The following is a 15,380-nucleotide window of genomic DNA, read 5'->3' as shown; positions in this document are numbered from 1 at the left end:
TCGCCGCTGCCCGGATCTCACTCCACGCTGAGGATAATCATGATCATCTATCTGCACGGTTTTGATTCCAACAGTCCGGGCAACCATGAAAAGGTGCTGCAGCTGCAGTTTATTGACCCGGACGTCAGACTTATCAGCTACAGCACCCGCCATCCGAAACACGATATGCAGTTTCTGCTCAAAGAGTGCGACAAACTGCTCCAGCAGGGCAGCGATGCGCATCCGTTGATTTGTGGCGTCGGCCTGGGCGGCTACTGGGCGGAACGCATCGGCTTCCTTTGCGGCATGCGCCAGGCGATATTCAATCCCAACCTGTTTCCCGATGAAAACATGGAAGGCAAGATCGACCGGCCGGAAGAGTATCTTGATATCGCCACCAAATGCGTCAGTAACTTCCGTGAAAAGAACCGCGACCGCTGCCTGACCATTTTGTCACGTCACGATGAAGCGCTGGATAATCAGCGCAGCGCGGCCGAATTGCACCCGTACTACGAAATCGTGTGGGACGAGGAGGCCAGCCACAAATTCAAAAATATTGCCCCGCATCTGCAACGCATCAAAGCATTCAAAACCCTTGCCTGAGTGCTGCTGCGCCGTGTGATGCGGCGCACAAAACGTGTAACATTCTGATAATGCTGTGCAAAGATTGATGTACATCAATTTTCTTATGTCCGGATGATTATGCCGTGCTATTCTGCCCTCAGCTCGCGATTAAATGTCGCCAACCCTATGTTTATTAAGGTTTTATATAACCATTAATTAACTTTTGGTTTACAACTTTGAGGGGGTCTTCATTGACTACAAGCATGGAAAAAATCGTCATCGTCGGTGGCGGTGCCGGAGGGCTGGAGCTGGCAACACAGCTCGGCCATAAACTCGGCCGCAAAAAAAAGGCGGAGATCATCCTGGTCGATCGTAACCACAGCCATCTGTGGAAACCGCTGCTGCATGAAGTGGCGACCGGTTCGATGGATGAAGGTATTGATGCGCTCAGCTATCTGGCGCATGCGCGCAACCACGGTTTCCAGTTCCAGCTGGGTTCGCTGACGCAAATTAATCGCGACACTAAAACCATTGAACTGGCGGAGATCCGCGATGCGGAGGGTGGGCTGCTGGTACCGCAGCGCGAGCTGGCGTATGACCGTCTGGTAATGGCGCTGGGCAGCACCTCGAACGATTTCGGCACGCCAGGCGTGAAAGATCACTGCATCTTCCTCGACAACCCGCATCAGGCGCGTCGGTTCCATAATGAGATGCTCAACCTGTTCCTGCGCTTCTCTGCCAGCGAAGGGCAGCTGCAGAAAGTCAATATCGCCATTGTCGGCGGCGGCGCGACCGGCGTCGAGCTGTCGGCAGAACTGTATAACGCAGTGAAACAGCTGCACAGCTACGGCTATAAAGGTCTCGATAGCAGCGCGCTCAACGTTACGCTGGTGGAAGCCGGCGAGCGTATTTTGCCTGCGTTGCCACCGCGCATCTCCGCAGCGGCGCATCAGGAACTGAGCAAGCTTGGCGTGCGCGTACTGACGCAAACCATGGTCACCAGCGCAGCAGCTAACGGTCTGAATACCAAAGGGGGCGAATTCATCGAAGCTGATCTGATGGTGTGGGCGGCCGGTATTAAAGCGCCAGACTTCATGAAAGAGATTGGCGGGCTGGAGACCAACCGCATTAATCAGCTGGTGGTCAAAGAGACGCTGCAGACTACGCTGGACGACGATATTTACGCCATCGGCGACTGCGCCTCCTGCGCGCTGCCGGGCGGCGGATTCGTGCCGCCGCGCGCGCAGTCGGCGCACCAGATGGCGTCGCGTGCGCTGGAAAACATCCTTGCCCAGCGCAAAGGCAAGCCGCTCAAAGCCTACGTGTATAAAGATCACGGCTCGCTGGTGTCGCTGTCCCGCTTCAGTACCGTCGGCAGCCTGATGGGGAACCTGATGCGCGGTTCGATGATGGTGGAAGGGCGCATTGCGCGTTTTGTCTACATCTCCTTGTACCGTATGCACCAGATTGCGCTCCATGGATACTTCAAGACCGGTCTGATGATGCTGGTCGGCAGCCTCAACCGCGTGCTGCGTCCGCGTCTCAAACTGCATTGATGGCTGGCGGGCGGTCATCCCCGCCCGCTGCGCGCCCGGCTGCCGTAACCTGCTGATTGCCGTTCAATCAGCGCCAGATTACGGCGCAATGACACTGCCGCTCAGAACTCTCCTAAAAGCTGGTCCTGCTGGCTTTCCGCTGCGTTTCCTCCATTAATCTGATGTTGCATTTTCGGACCATCTGTAAAACTTATGCCAACGAACACGGCGCGGCGCGCACGCCGGTTATGCCTCGGTAACCCGGGATCGGGTTGCGGCAGGAATGCGCGGTAACAACTTCAGGAGGACATTCCTGTGAATAAATCAATGTTAGCGGGTATTGGAATCGGCGTAGCAGCAGCGTTGGGCGTGGCCGCCGTCGCCAGCATGGATGTGTTTGATCGTGGCCCGCAGTATGCTCAGGTGCTTTCGGCAACGCCAATCAAAGAGAGCATTAAGCAACCTCGTCAGGAGTGCCGCAACGTTACCCTCACGCACCGTCGTCCGGTGCAGGATGAGAACCGCATCGCCGGTTCCGTACTGGGTGCCGTGGCCGGTGGGGTGATTGGTCACCAGTTCGGCGGTGGCCGCGGCCGGGATATCGCGACCGTAGCTGGTGCGCTGGCAGGCGGTTACGGCGGTAACCAGGTGCAGGGTGCGCTGCAGGATCGTGACACTTACACCACCAGCGAGCAGCGCTGCAAAACCGTGTACGATAAACAGGAAAAAATGCTGGGTTATGACGTGACCTATAAAATAGGCGACCAGCAGGGCAAAATCCGCATGGAGAATGACCCTGGCACCCGCATCCCGCTCGACCGTAATGGTCAGCTGATCCTGAATTCGAATCAGGCCTGATTGGGCAAAGCTACTTCACAGCAGCAGTAACAAAAAAAGCGCCGCAAGGCGCTTTTTTTATACTCAGGCTACCGCACCGTACGCAGCAGCGCGTCACATAGCGCTGCTGCGTGACGGCAGGGCGATCAAACCTGGTTCTTCGCCAGTTCGGCGACGAAATTCTGCACCCATTCCATGCGCGTTTTGCGTTCGCTCAGATCGCGGGTGAATTTCAGTCGCGTCGGGCCATCCAGCTTCCACTGCTTCGCATCTTTCTGCAGCAGGCCGATCAGCCAGCCGGGATCGACCTGATTCTGCGGCGCGAACTCAAAGAAGCCGCCTTTTTCGCTGGCTTCGATTTTACGCAGCCCCAGCTGACGCGCCACCAGGCGCAGCGCGGCGATGTCCAGCAGGTTGCGCGCGGCGTCGGGCAGCTTGCCGAAGCGGTCAATCATCTCAATTTTCAGCTCGGCCAGCTCCTGTTCATCGGCCGCACTGGCGATGCGTTTATACAGCGACAGGCGCGTATTGACGTCCGGAATAAAATCATCCGGCAGCAGGGCAGGCATGCGCAGCTCAATCTCGGTCTGATTGCTGGTGAGATCTTCCAGCGACGGCTCACGTCCGGCCTTGAGTGCATCCACCGCGTTTTCCAGCAGCTCCATGTAGAGCGTGAAACCGATGGTCTCCATCTGACCGCTCTGATCTTCACCCAGCAGCTCACCGGCACCGCGAATCTCCAGATCGTGCGTCGCCAGCGCAAAGCCAGCGCCCAGATCCTCCAGCGAGGCAATCGCTTCCAGTCGCTTCTGGGCATCGGTGGTCATCGCCTTCGGATGCGGCGTCAGCAGCCAGGCATAGGCCTGATGATGCGAACGGCCGACGCGGCCACGCAGCTGATGCAGCTGCGCCAGACCGAAATGGTCGGCGCGCTCAATGATGATGGTATTGGCGCTGGGTACATCGATCCCGGTTTCGATGATGGTGGTGCACACCAGCACGTTGAAACGCTGGTGGTGGAAATCGTTCATTACCCGTTCCAGATCGCGCTCGCGCATCTGACCGTGCCCGATGGCGATGCGCGCTTCCGGCACCAGCTCGGCCAGCCGCTGCGCTGCTTTCTCGATGTTCTCGACGTCGTTGTAGAGATAGTAAACCTGGCCGCCGCGCAGCACTTCACGCAGGATCGCTTCGCGCACCACCAGGCTGTCATACTCGCGCACGAAGGTTTTCACCGCCAGACGGCGCGCCGGTGGCGTGGCGATAATCGACAGATCGCGCATGCCGCTCATCGCCATGTTCAGGGTGCGCGGAATCGGCGTGGCGGTGAGCGTCAGAATATCGACGTCAGCGCGCATCGCTTTGATGCGCTCTTTGTGACGCACGCCGAAACGATGCTCCTCATCGACGATCAGCAAACCGAGATCGCGCCACTTCAGATCGCTCATCAGCAGCTTGTGGGTGCCGATCAGAATATCAATTTTGCCCTCGCTGGCCTGCTCCAGCACCTGCGCCTGCTCTTTGGCGCTGCGGAAGCGCGACAGCATCTCAATGCGCACCGGCCAGTTGGCGAAGCGGTCGCGGAAGTTGTCGTAATGCTGCTGCGCCAGCAGGGTGGTTGGCACCAGCACCGCCACCTGTTTGCCATTCTCCACCGCAAGGAAGGCAGCGCGCATCGCCACTTCGGTTTTACCAAAGCCAACATCGCCGCACACCAGGCGGTCCATGGCCAGCGGCTGGCACATATCGCTGAGCACGGCGTTAATTGCCTGCGCCTGATCCGGCGTGGTTTCAAACGGAAAACCTTCGCAGAACAGCTGATACTGCTCGCGGTCGTGCTTAAAGGCAAAGCCAGCCTTGGCCGCGCGCTGGGCATAGATATCCAGCAGCTCAGCGGCCACGTCGCGCACTTTCTCCGCCGCTTTCTGGCGCGCGCGTGACCAGGCATCGCTGCCCAGTTTGTGCAGCGGCGCATTTTCATCGGCGCCGCCGGCGTAACGGCTGATCAGATGCAGCGATGACACCGGAACGTAAAGTTTGGCATCGCCGGCATAGGAGAGCATCAGATACTCGGCCACGATACCGCCGGCTTCCAGCGTGGTCAGGCCGATGTAGCGCCCCACACCGTGTTCAAGATGCACCACAGGCTGGCCCGGGTGCAGCTCGGCGAGGTTGCGAATCAGTACGTCCGGATTGATGGTGCGGCGATTGTCCTGACGGCGGCGGCTGACGCGCTCACCCAGCAGATCGCTTTCGCAAATCAGCGCGCGCTGGCGCTGGGTGTCGATAAAACCGCGCTCGCTGGCACCAATCATCAGGCTGTACGGCTGCTCATCAGCCTGCTCGAAGCGATCGATCGGCTGCGGGCGCAGTTTGATGCGGGACAGCAGCTCCTGCAGGCTCTCGCGGCGACCTTCGCTTTCTACTGAGAAAATCACCTGACCGGTAAACTGCTCGAGGAACTGGCGCAGCAGATCGAGCGGCGCTTTGGCCTGCGCCTGCACCGTCAGCTCCGGCAATGGCTGATAGCCCAGATTACTGTTCGCGGCTTTTTCCGGCAGCGTCTCAGCGCTGAGCTGCATGCGCGGCCAGTTTTTCAGCTCGCTGAGCAGCGCATCCGGGCGCAGCCACAGCGTGGCCGGCTCCAGCAGCGGGCGCATAGGATCGATGCGGCGATTTTCATAGCGTGCGTTAGCATCCTGCCAGAAACGCTCAGCGCTGGCGTGCAGATCGCCGCTGTTCAGCACCAGCGTACTGGCGGGCAGATAGCTAAACAGGGTAGGCAGTTCCTGCTCGAAAAACAGCGGCTGCCAGTACTCAATCCCGGCCGGCAGCGTGCCTTTGCTCACCTGCTGATAGACGTGCTCGGGTTCGCGCCGCACGTCGAAGGTTTCACGCCAGCGGCTGCGGAACAGCTCAATGGCCGCTTTGTCGGTGGGAAATTCATGCGCCGGCAGCAGGTTGATGGCGCTCACCGCCTCCAGCGTGCGCTGTGAGTCGACGTCAAACAGGCGCAGGCTGTCGATCTCATCATCAAAGAAATCGATGCGGTAAGGCTGATCGCTGCCCATCGGGAACAGGTCGAGCAGCGCGCCGCGCGTCGCGTACTCGCCATGCTCCATCACCTGATCGACATGGCGATAACCGGCCTGCTCCAGCTGGTCGCGCAGGGCATCGCGCGACAGTTTCTGGCCCTGCTGCATCACCAGCGCATGGCCGTGCAGGAAGCTGTGCGGGCAAACGCGCTGCATCAGCGTATTGACCGGCAGAATCAGCATGCCGCGCGTCAGGGTGGGCAGCTGGTACAGCGTAGAAAGACGGGCGGAAATAATGTCCTGATGGGGCGAGAAGCTGTCGTAGGGCAGTGTTTCCCAGTCAGCAAGATTGGTGACCGGCAGATCGGTAAATTGCCTGATCTCCTCCTGCAGCCGCAGGGCCGATTGCATATCCGGGGTGATCATTAACACCGGACCGCTGTGGCGTTCGGTGATGCTGGCACACTCAACCGCCTGCGCGGCGCCGACCAGCTGACCGAGCTGACGATGGTCGCCTGCTTTAGCAGGCAGGGTATAACGACGCTGTTCCGACATAAGGTCCGACATTCTCTCCTCAGTTTCCAGGGCGTCATCATTCCACATTCCGCCGTGAGGATCATCTCTCCTTTCTGAGTTTATGTCAGGGTGCATGAATGCGCACCTTACCTCAGCGGCACCCTGAAGGGCCGCCAGTATGGCCGGTTGCCAGGTCGTCATTGATGGCGACCTGGCAACGTCACGTTATTTACTGGATTGCTGTGTGTAGTGCATGCGAGGACGATCCACATTGGCCCATGACAGCTCGCGCTCGACATGGTAGCTGTTGTTGCCATCGTCCCACTTCACATAATAACCGGTTAGCGCGTCTCCCTGCTCAAAGACATTGACCACTTCGCCTTTGATCTCGCCAGATTTATGTTTAACGATACTGCCTTTAGGAAACCTGCTCATGGTAAGAACCTCCGTACTGCGCTTACTGTGATGCGAAAACCGGTACTGCAAGCTAAGTCTAACCCACCTGCTGACGAATAATCGTACTAATAGCGTCACTATTTTGTCGTAATTTTGTGCATTGTCGCGCAAGAGGACGCATTTTGACGCAACTTTGCAACTGACTCAGCGGGTTAGAGGTTTCATAAAGCAGACGGCTCCTTTATCATCGCTCTACTTAATTTTGGGCAACGGCCAAGACGGATCTCATGTATCAACCAGTCGCGTTATTCATCGGTTTGCGCTACATGCGTGGACGTGCTTCAGACCGTTTCGGTCGTTTCGTCTCCTGGCTCTCGACTATTGGTATCACGCTCGGCGTGCTGGCACTGGTGACAGTGCTGTCGGTGATGAACGGCTTTGAGCGCGAGCTGGAAGGCAACATTCTCGGCCTGATGCCGCAGGCGCTGGTCACCAGCGACACCGGCAGCATCAATCCGCAGCAGATGCGCGCGCAGGATCTCAAACTGCAGGGCGTGACGCGGATCGCGCCGCTGACCACCGCCGATGTGGTGTTGCAGAGTGCGCGCAACGTGTCGGTGGGCGTGATGCTGGGCATCAATCCTGACGAGCCGGATCCGCTGACGCCTTATCTGGTCAACACCCAGCAGAGCGTGCTGCAGCCGGGCCAGTATAAAGTCATTCTCGGTGAACTGCTGGCCTCGCAGCTGGGCGTGAAGCGCGGCGATCAGCTGCGCCTGATGGTGCCATCGGTCAGTCAGTTTACCCCAGTGGGGCGCGTGCCGAGCCAGCGCATCTTTACCGTTGCCGGTACCTACGCGGCCAATAGCGAAGTCGACGGCTATCAGATTCTGGTTAACCAGCAGGACGCCTCGCGCGTGATGCGCTATCCGCTCGGCAACATTACCGGCTGGCGCCTGTGGCTGGATAAGCCGCTGAATGTCGATGCGCTGAGCCAGCAGCCGCTGCCGCAGGGGCTGACGTGGAAAGACTGGCGCGAACGCAAGGGCGACCTGTTTCAGGCGGTGCGCATGGAGAAAAACATGATGGGGCTGCTGCTCAGCCTGATCATTGCCGTGGCCGCCTTCAATATCATTACTTCGCTGGGCCTGCTGATCATGGAGAAGCAGGCGGAAGTGGCGATCCTGCAAACCCAGGGCTTAACGCGGCGGCAAATCGTCGCGGTATTTATGGTGCAGGGCGCCAGCGCCGGTATTATCGGTGCGCTGCTCGGTACGCTGCTGGGCGTGCTGCTGGCCAGCCAGCTCAACAATTTAATGCCGGTGATCGGTCTGTTCCTTGATGGCGCGGCGCTGCCGGTGGATATCAATGTCTGGCAGGTGATCACTATTGCGCTGGTCTCGATGGCCGTGGCGCTGCTGTCTACCCTCTATCCGTCATGGCGCGCTGCCGCCGTTCAACCCGCTGAGGCTTTACGTTATGAGTAATACCCCTTTGTTGCAGTGTCGTGACCTGTGCAAACGCTATCAGGAAGGCAGCGTGCAGACCGATGTGCTGCGCAATGTGGCTTTTAGCCTGCAGCCGGGCGAACTGACGGCCATCGTCGGCAGCTCCGGCTCCGGCAAAAGTACCTTACTGCACCTGCTGGGCGGGCTGGATGCACCGACCTCCGGTGACGTGGTGTTTGACGGGAAATCGCTTAACGCCATGTCGTCGGCGGCCAAAGCAGAGTTGCGCAACCGGGAACTCGGCTTCATTTATCAGTTTCACCATTTGCTGCCGGACTTCAGCGCGCTGGAGAACGTAGCGATGCCGCTGTTGATTGGCAAAACCGGCAAAGCCGAAGCGGAAGCGCGCGCACGCGAGATGCTGGCGGCGGTTGGCCTGGAAAAGCGCGCGGCGCACCGGCCTTCTGAGCTGTCGGGCGGTGAACGTCAGCGCGTGGCGATTGCCAGGGCGCTGGTGAACCGGCCGCGGCTGGTGATGGCCGATGAGCCCACCGGTAACCTTGATGCGCGCAACGCGGATGCCATTTTTGAACTGCTCGGCGAGCTCAACGTGCAGCAGGGCACCGCGTTTCTGGTGGTGACGCACGACCTCAACCTGGCGAAGCGCCTGAGCCGTCAGATGGAAATGCGCGACGGCCAGCTGAGCGATCACCTGACGCTGGGAGCGATCTGATGGCGTCCTCTTTATCCCTGCTGCTCGGGCTGCGCTTCAGCCGCGGCCGGCGGCGCGGCGGCATGGTGTCGCTGATCTCCATTATCTCGACCATCGGCATTGCGCTTGGCGTGGCGGTGCTGATCATCGGGCTGAGCGCGATGAACGGTTTCGAGCGGGAGCTCAACAATCGCATTCTGGCCGTGGTACCGCACGGCGAAATTGAGGCGGTTAACCAGCCATTTCGCAACTGGCAGCCGATGATTGCGCCCATCGAACAGGTACCGGGCATCGCCGCGGCGGCGCCTTACGTTAACTTTACCGGATTGATTGAGAGCGGTGCGAAGCTGCAGGCGCTGCAGGTGAAGGGCGTTGATCCGCAACAGGAGCCGCGGCTCAGCGCGCTGCCGCGTTTTGTCAGCGGTGATGCCTGGTCGCAGTTCAGCGCCGGCAGGCAGCAGATCATTCTTGGCGGCGGTATCGCCAAATCGCTCAACGTGCAGCAGGGCGACTGGATCACCATCATGATCCCGAATAATGATGGCGAGAACAAACTGCTGCAGCCAAAACGCATTCGTCTGCAGGTGAGCGGTATTCTGCAGCTGAGCGGCATGCTGGATCACAGTCTGGCGCTGGTGCCGCTGGCCGATGCGCAAAAGTATCTGGATCTGGGCGACAGCGTCAGCGGCATTGCGCTGAAGATGAGCGATCCGTTCCAGGCACAGAAGCTGGTGCGCGATGCCGGCGAAGCCACCCACTCCTATGTCACCATCCGCAGCTGGATTGGCACTTACGGCTACATGTATCGTGACATCCAGATGATTCGCGCCATTATGTATCTGGCGATGGTGCTGGTGATTGGCGTGGCCTGCTTTAATATCGTGTCGACGCTGGTGATGGCGGTGAAAGACAAGAGCAGCGATATCGCCGTGCTGCGCACGCTGGGGGCGAAAGACGGCCTGATTCGTGCCATCTTTATCTGGTATGGCCTGCTGGCCGGGCTGCTGGGCAGCGTCAGCGGTGTGGTGGTCGGCGTGCTGGTGGCGCTCAATCTGACGCCGGTGATGCGCGTAGTGGAGCACCTTACCGGGCATCAGCTGCTGGCGGGCGATATCTACTTTATCGACTTCCTGCCGTCTGAGCTGCACTGGCTGGATGTGGCCATCGTGCTGGCGACGGCGATTGGCCTGAGCCTGATTGCCAGCTGGTATCCGGCGCGGCGCGCCAGCCGCATCGATCCTGCCCGCGTGCTGAGCGGTCAGTAAAGACAAAACACGCAGCCGCCTTCGCGGCTGCGCACATTTTCAGCGTCTGCGGCATGCAGCCGTCATACCCAGCCGCTATTATCGGGTCTGAGTAACCCGGAAAACACCCGCAGCGCGGCGTTCAGCGCCGCAGATTAAGGAGCCTTTATGCGCCAACCGCGCCGCCGCCTTCGACTTGCCCGCTACAAAAAGAACCGCCGCAAAGTGCATCAGCGCTTTCGCCAGCGCATCTTTGAGCGCGATCGTCAGGTCGAACTTGCCGCCCATCCGCAGCCGCACGTGGTGGTGCTGACCGGTGCCGGAATTTCGGCAGAATCCGGCATCCGCACCTTCCGCGCGGAAGATGGCCTGTGGGAAGAGCATCGCGTGGAAGATGTGGCGACGCCCGAAGGCTTTCGCCGCGATCCGGCGCTGGTGCAGGGGTTCTACAATGCGCGCCGGCGTCAGCTGCAGCAGCCAGAAATCCAGCCTAACGCGGCGCACAAAGCGCTGGCCGAACTGGAGCAGGTGCTGGGCGATAATTTCCTGCTGGTGACACAGAATATCGATAACCTGCACGAGCGCGCCGGCAGCCAGCGCGTGCTGCATATGCACGGTGAGTTACTGAAGGTGCGCTGTGAGCACAGCGGTCAGGTGCTGGCGTGGACAGAGGACGTCGGTCCGGACGATCGCTGTACCTGCTGCCAGTTCCCGTCGCGGCTGCGTCCGCACGTGGTGTGGTTTGGTGAAATGCCGCTCGGTATGGAGGAGATTTATCAGTCACTGGAACAGGCCGATCTGTTTATTGCCATCGGTACCTCAGGCCACGTCTATCCGGCGGCAGGATTTGTGCACGAGGCGAAACTGCAGGGTGCGCATACCGTGGAGCTGAATCTGGCCCCCAGTCAGGTCGGTAACGAATTCGCTGAAGCGCATTACGGCTTAGCCAGCGAAGTGGTGCCCGAATTCGTGCATACTTTTTTGCGCGGCTTGTATAAATAGTCAGCGTACTGCGCGTTTCCCCTCATCCCGGCCTTCTCCCGGCGGGAGAAGGGGAAAAACGCGCAGGATTTAAGTTCAGGCTGAATCCGGCACAAATGAACCCTCTCCCTCTGGGAGAGGGCAGGATGAGGGCCAGGCCGCACAACCTCCACCTCAGAACCTCACCGTCCCGCTTTCAGCTTCTGGAACAGCGTTTCGTACTGCACGCTGGCGGCACCGACATCGTTCTGCCACTCGCCGTTTTTGATCACTTCAGCCGGCGGATAGAGTGACGGATCGCTGGCCACCTCGGGCGGCAGCAGCTTTCTTGCCGCCAGGTTGGGCGTCGGATAACCGATGGTTTCCGCCACTTTAGCCGCCACATCCGGGCGCAGCAGGAAGTTAATCAGCTTCAGCGCGCCCGCTTTATTTTTCGCATTCGCCGGGATCGCCAGGTTATCCATCCAGAAAATCCCGCCCTCTTTCGGCCAGATAATCTGCAGCGGCGTGCCAGCCTGGCGCGCCACCCAGGCGGAGCCATTCCAGATCATGCCGACGTTGACTTCGCCTTCCATAAACGGATTACCGGGATTATCCGAGTTGAACGCCAGTACGTTTGGCATCAGCTTTTTCAGCTCTTCATAGGCGGCTTCAATCTGTTTTGGATCCTGCGTATTACCGGAGTAGCCGAGCTTGCGCAGCGCCATCTGGAACACTTCACGCGCGTCATCGGTCAGCAGCAGGCTCTGCTTATACTGAGGTTTCCACAGATCGGCCCATTGGGTCAGGGTTTTTGGATCCACCTCGTCGGTATTCACGCCAATGGCGGTTGCGCCCCAGATATAGGGAATGGAATAGTCGTTGTTCGGATCAAACGGCTTGTTCAGCAGGTCGGGATCGAGGTTGCGGAAGTTGCTCAGCTGTGACTTGTCGATCTTCTGCAGCATGCCCTCGTTGCGCATTTTGGCGATGAAGTAGGTCGACGGCACCACCAGATCGTAAGCGCCCGCTTTCCAGGTTTTCAGCTTGGCGTACATGCTTTCATTGGATTCATAGGTGGAATAAATCACCCTGATGCCGGTCTCTTTGGTGAACTGCTCCAGCAGCCCGGGCGGCACATATTCGGTCCAGTTATAGAAGTAAAGCGTGTTGTTGTCATCCGCCTGAGCGCTTTGCATACCCAGTGCCAGCGCCCCAGCCGCCAGCCAGTGAGACCACTTTTTCATCAGTTATCCTCTATTTGGTTTTATCACGCAGCAACAGCTGACTGGCTGCCACCAGCAGCAGCGACAGCAGCATCAAAATGGTAGCCAGCGCGTTCACCTCCGGCGACACGCCCACTTTCACCATGGAATAAATTTTCAGCGGCAAAATTTCGAAGCCGGGACCGGTGACAAATGACGACACTACCACATCATCCATCGACAGGGTGAAACTCAGCAGCCAGCCCGCGGCCACTGCCGGTAGCGCCAGCGGCAGCAAAATCTTACGCAGAATAGTCACTTCGCTGGCACCGAGATCTTTTGCCGCCTCCAGCATGCGCACGTCAAAGCCTTTCAGGCGCGAATAGACGGTAATCACCACAAACGGCAGGCAGAAGGTGATATGGGAAAACAGCAGCGACCAGAAGCCGAGCGAAATCCCCAGCAGCATAAACAGCACCAGTAGCGAAATCGCCATCACGATATCCGGCGACATCATCACCACAAATAGCATACCGCTGACAAACGGCTTGCCGCGAAAACGGTAGCGGTACAGCGCCACGGCGGTGAGCGAGCCGATCAGCGTCGCGCAGCTGGCCGACAGCACGCCCATGATCAGCGAATGCTGCGCCGCCTGAATCAGGCTGTCGTTATTGACCAGCAGGCGATACCACTGGGTGCTGAAGCCCTGCCAGTTGATGCCGAAGCGCGAGGCATTGAAGGAGTTGACGATCAGGATGATGATCGGAATGTAGAACCAGGCATAAATCACGGCCATGAAGCCGTAGCGTAATCCGCGCGCCATCATTGCAACGCCGCCTTGTGATTCAGCAGACGCGCTGCGCGCCAGTAAACCAGCAGCATCAGCCCCATCAGCAGCGTCATGACAATGCTGGTGGCGGCACCAAACGGCCAGTCACGAATATTAAGGAACTGGCTTTTGATTACGTTACCGATCAACAGGTTCTTTGCTCCACCCATTAAATCCGCTACGTAGAACAACCCCATCGCCGGGATAAATACCAGTAGCGCGCCGGCAACGATACCGGGCAGGGTCAGCGGCAAAATGATATGGATGAAGGTCTGTAGCCTGCTGGCGCCAAGATCGCGCGCCGCTTCCAGGCAGGATTTATCCAGCTTCTCAAGACTGGAGTAGAGCGGCAGTACCATAAACGGCAGCAGAATATAGATCAGCCCGAGGATCACCGCTTCCGGGGTAAACATGATGCGAAACGGCTTGTCGATGACGCCGAGCCACAGCAGAAATTCATTGAGCCAGCCGCGCGTGCTGAGAAAAATTTTCAGACCATAAATGCGGATCAGCGAGTTGGTCCAGAACGGCACAATCAGCAGAAACAGCATCAGCGGACGCAGACGCGCCGGCAGTCTGGTCAGGCACCAGGCAAAAGGGTAGCCGAGCAGCAGGCAGCACAGCGTGGCGATGCAGGCCATGTTGAGCGAGTGCAGCAGCACGTCGGCATACAGCGGATCGAGGAGCCGGCCGTAGTTGTTCAGGGTGAACACCATGCTGACAAAGTGCGCGTCGTCGCGCGTCAGAAAGCTGGTGGCGAAGATCATCAGATTCGGCAGCAACACGAACAGCGTCAGCCAGCCGACGATCAGCGCCACAATGGCTTTCTGCAGACGATTACGCATCCGTTTCATACGGCAGCACCACCTCCCAGTTTGGCACCCAGCTGACCGCCATTTTCTGGTTCAGCGAGTGGTCAAAATCCGGATCGTCCTCATTAAAGAACTCGCTGACGGTGAGCAGCTTGCCGTTCTCCAGTTCGACGGTGGATTCCAGCGTCATGCCTTTATAGTTGCGTTCGCGCACATAGCCGATCAGGTTTTCGCTGCGGCTGTCGTGATCGATCTCCTCGACGCGCAAATCTTCCGGTCGCAGCAGCACATGCAGCCGATCGCCGGGTTTGACCGGGAACGGGCAGTGAATATCACACTCGCGGCCTTCGAGGCGAGCCCGTACCTGCGGCGCGTGCGCGCTGCCGATCACTTCCGCATCAAACACGTTGATTTCGCCAATGAAGCGCGCCACAAACAGGTTCGCGGGCTCTTCGTAGATCTCGCGCGGCGTGCCGTCCTGCTCGATGCGCCCGTCGCGCATCACCACGATGCGATCGGACATGGTCAGCGCTTCTTCCTGATCGTGCGTGACAAACACAAACGTGATGCCCAGCTTGCGCTGCAGCGCTTTCAGCTCGTTTTGCATCTGGCGGCGCAGTTTGTAATCCAGCGCGGAGAGCGACTCATCAAGCAGCAGCACTTTGGGCCGGTTGACCACCGCCCGCGCAATCGCCACGCGCTGCTGCTGGCCGCCGGAGAGCTGGTGCGGCCGGCGCGCGGCAAAGCTTTCCAGCTGCACCATCGCCAGCGCCTCGTTGACGCGCTGCGTCAGCTCTGCCGCCGGGGTTTTCTGCATGCGCAGGCCAAACGCGACGTTTTCAAACACCGACATGTGCGGAAACAGCGCGTAGCTCTGAAACACGGTATTGATATGGCGATGCTCGGCGGGCGTTTCAGTGATGTCGCTCTCATCCAGATGGATACGTCCGCTGTCGGCGTTTTCCAGCCCGGCGATCAGGCGCAGAATTGTGGTCTTACCGCAGCCGGAGGGGCCAAGCAGGGTGATAAATTCGCCATGACCGATGGTCAGGTCAAAATCCGGGATGATGGTTTTGCCATCGAAAGCTTTACTGATGCCAGAAAGCGTAACCAGCGCCTGCTGCGCGCGTGTTTGCGTCATTTTAGTCACTCAGTCTGATGAGAATCAGGTTACAGCATAGCCGCCGGCGACAGCTTGCCGTGATGAAGGGCGCGATAATACCTGAAAAATGCGCCATTGCCATGTTCAGACACGGAATAACCTTGAAAAGTCTGCAAATTGCTGGAGTATGCTCATCGGGCCAGCCG

At 58.8% G+C, this 15,380-nt stretch carries 13 protein-coding genes; 7 read left to right on the top strand and 6 right to left on the bottom strand.

The window, feature by feature from the left end:
• The first annotated feature begins 39 nt into the window (after window positions 1-39).
• The 3 genes from ycfP to F3I21_RS03385 all read left to right on the top strand — a co-directional run bounded on the left by ycfP (window position 40) and on the right by F3I21_RS03385 (window position 2,936).
• Window positions 40-582 carry an alpha/beta hydrolase YcfP gene (gene ycfP, locus F3I21_RS03395; RefSeq protein ID WP_150058315.1) on the top strand — a complete coding sequence of 181 codons (543 nt, stop codon included), beginning with the start codon at window positions 40-42 and terminating at the stop codon, window positions 580-582.
• A 212-nt stretch (window positions 583-794) separates the two neighbouring features.
• Complete coding sequence (locus tag F3I21_RS03390; RefSeq protein WP_031279261.1) at window positions 795-2,099, top strand: NAD(P)/FAD-dependent oxidoreductase; 1,305 nt, start codon at window positions 795-797, stop codon at window positions 2,097-2,099.
• A 294-nt stretch (window positions 2,100-2,393) separates the two neighbouring features.
• Window positions 2,394-2,936, top strand: a complete 543-nt coding sequence (locus F3I21_RS03385; RefSeq protein ID WP_031279257.1) for a glycine zipper 2TM domain-containing protein — start codon at window positions 2,394-2,396, stop codon at window positions 2,934-2,936.
• 125 nt (window positions 2,937-3,061) lie between these two features.
• Here the strand turns inward: F3I21_RS03385 and mfd are convergent, their stop codons facing one another.
• Together mfd and F3I21_RS03375 are read right to left on the bottom strand one after the other, a co-directional pair.
• On the bottom strand, window positions 3,062-6,505 hold the full coding sequence (gene mfd, locus F3I21_RS03380) for a transcription-repair coupling factor (protein ID WP_058759482.1): 3,444 nt from the start codon (window positions 6,503-6,505) through the stop codon (window positions 3,062-3,064).
• A 186-nt stretch (window positions 6,506-6,691) separates the two neighbouring features.
• Window positions 6,692-6,901 (bottom strand): hypothetical protein, encoded by a 210-nt coding sequence (locus F3I21_RS03375; RefSeq protein ID WP_021506388.1) that lies wholly within the window; start codon window positions 6,899-6,901, stop codon window positions 6,692-6,694.
• A gap of 248 nt (window positions 6,902-7,149) precedes the next feature.
• Here F3I21_RS03375 and lolC point away from each other — a divergent pair, with 248 nt between their 5' ends.
• The 4 genes from lolC (at window position 7,150) to cobB (ending at window position 11,268) form a co-directional block, all read left to right on the top strand.
• Entirely contained in the window at window positions 7,150-8,349 is a 1,200-nt protein-coding gene (lolC, locus tag F3I21_RS03370; protein ID WP_021506387.1) for a lipoprotein-releasing ABC transporter permease subunit LolC, read from the top strand.
• The gene (gene lolD, locus F3I21_RS03365) at window positions 8,342-9,043 is read left to right on the top strand and encodes a lipoprotein-releasing ABC transporter ATP-binding protein LolD (protein ID WP_021506386.1); all 702 of its coding nucleotides are present in this window, start codon (window positions 8,342-8,344) and stop codon (window positions 9,041-9,043) included. The genes lolC and lolD overlap by 8 nt, the downstream gene beginning before the upstream one ends.
• Window positions 9,043-10,287, top strand: a complete 1,245-nt coding sequence (gene lolE / locus F3I21_RS03360) for a lipoprotein-releasing ABC transporter permease subunit LolE (protein ID WP_150058313.1) — start codon at window positions 9,043-9,045, stop codon at window positions 10,285-10,287. Before lolD ends, lolE begins: the two co-directional genes overlap by 1 nt.
• 147 nt (window positions 10,288-10,434) lie before the next feature.
• Complete coding sequence (cobB, locus tag F3I21_RS03355; RefSeq protein ID WP_150058311.1) at window positions 10,435-11,268, top strand: Sir2 family NAD+-dependent deacetylase; 834 nt, start codon at window positions 10,435-10,437, stop codon at window positions 11,266-11,268.
• Window positions 11,269-11,429: 161 nt separating this feature from the next.
• Here cobB and potD read toward each other — a convergent pair whose 3' ends face one another.
• Genes potD through potA form a run of 4 tightly spaced genes read right to left on the bottom strand, consistent with a single transcriptional unit; the run spans window position 11,430 to window position 15,213 of the window.
• Window positions 11,430-12,473 (bottom strand): spermidine/putrescine ABC transporter substrate-binding protein PotD, encoded by a 1,044-nt coding sequence (gene potD, locus F3I21_RS03350; protein WP_150058309.1) that lies wholly within the window; start codon window positions 12,471-12,473, stop codon window positions 11,430-11,432.
• Between the two features lie 10 nt (window positions 12,474-12,483).
• The gene (gene potC / locus F3I21_RS03345) at window positions 12,484-13,257 is read right to left on the bottom strand and encodes a spermidine/putrescine ABC transporter permease PotC (protein ID WP_088517712.1); all 774 of its coding nucleotides are present in this window, start codon (window positions 13,255-13,257) and stop codon (window positions 12,484-12,486) included.
• Entirely contained in the window at window positions 13,254-14,105 is an 852-nt protein-coding gene (gene potB, locus F3I21_RS03340) for a spermidine/putrescine ABC transporter permease PotB (RefSeq protein ID WP_150058565.1), read from the bottom strand. The genes potC and potB overlap by 4 nt, the downstream gene beginning before the upstream one ends.
• Entirely contained in the window at window positions 14,098-15,213 is a 1,116-nt protein-coding gene (gene potA / locus F3I21_RS03335; RefSeq protein ID WP_021506381.1) for a spermidine/putrescine ABC transporter ATP-binding protein PotA, read from the bottom strand. The genes potB and potA overlap by 8 nt, the downstream gene beginning before the upstream one ends.
• Between the last annotated feature and the right edge of the window lie 167 nt (window positions 15,214-15,380).

It is taken from the genome of Pantoea sp. B_9, from assembly GCF_008632015.1.
In the GTDB taxonomy this organism is placed as follows: Bacteria; Pseudomonadota; Gammaproteobacteria; order Enterobacterales; family Enterobacteriaceae; genus Pantoea; species Pantoea dispersa.
Note: the sequence above shows the minus strand (reverse complement) of the source record. Positions and strands in the feature narration are given on the sequence as shown.

Excerpts from the sequence above, each read along its gene's own strand:
- ycfP (WP_150058315.1), top strand. The coding sequence starts at position 40 with ATGATCATCTATCTGCACGGTTTTGATTCCAACAGTCCGGGCAACCAT.
- mfd (WP_058759482.1), bottom strand. The coding sequence starts at position 6,505 with ATGTCGGAACAGCGTCGTTATACCCTGCCTGCTAAAGCAGGCGACCAT.
- F3I21_RS03375 (WP_021506388.1), bottom strand. The coding sequence starts at position 6,901 with ATGAGCAGGTTTCCTAAAGGCAGTATCGTTAAACATAAATCTGGCGAG.
- lolC (WP_021506387.1), top strand. The coding sequence starts at position 7,150 with ATGTATCAACCAGTCGCGTTATTCATCGGTTTGCGCTACATGCGTGGA.
- lolD (WP_021506386.1), top strand. The coding sequence starts at position 8,342 with ATGAGTAATACCCCTTTGTTGCAGTGTCGTGACCTGTGCAAACGCTAT.
- lolE (WP_150058313.1), top strand. The coding sequence starts at position 9,043 with ATGGCGTCCTCTTTATCCCTGCTGCTCGGGCTGCGCTTCAGCCGCGGC.
- cobB (WP_150058311.1), top strand. The coding sequence starts at position 10,435 with ATGCGCCAACCGCGCCGCCGCCTTCGACTTGCCCGCTACAAAAAGAAC.
- potD (WP_150058309.1), bottom strand. The coding sequence starts at position 12,473 with ATGAAAAAGTGGTCTCACTGGCTGGCGGCTGGGGCGCTGGCACTGGGT.
- potC (WP_088517712.1), bottom strand. The coding sequence starts at position 13,257 with ATGATGGCGCGCGGATTACGCTACGGCTTCATGGCCGTGATTTATGCC.
- potB (WP_150058565.1), bottom strand. The coding sequence starts at position 14,105 with ATGCGTAATCGTCTGCAGAAAGCCATTGTGGCGCTGATCGTCGGCTGG.
- potA (WP_021506381.1), bottom strand. The coding sequence starts at position 15,213 with ATGACGCAAACACGCGCGCAGCAGGCGCTGGTTACGCTTTCTGGCATC.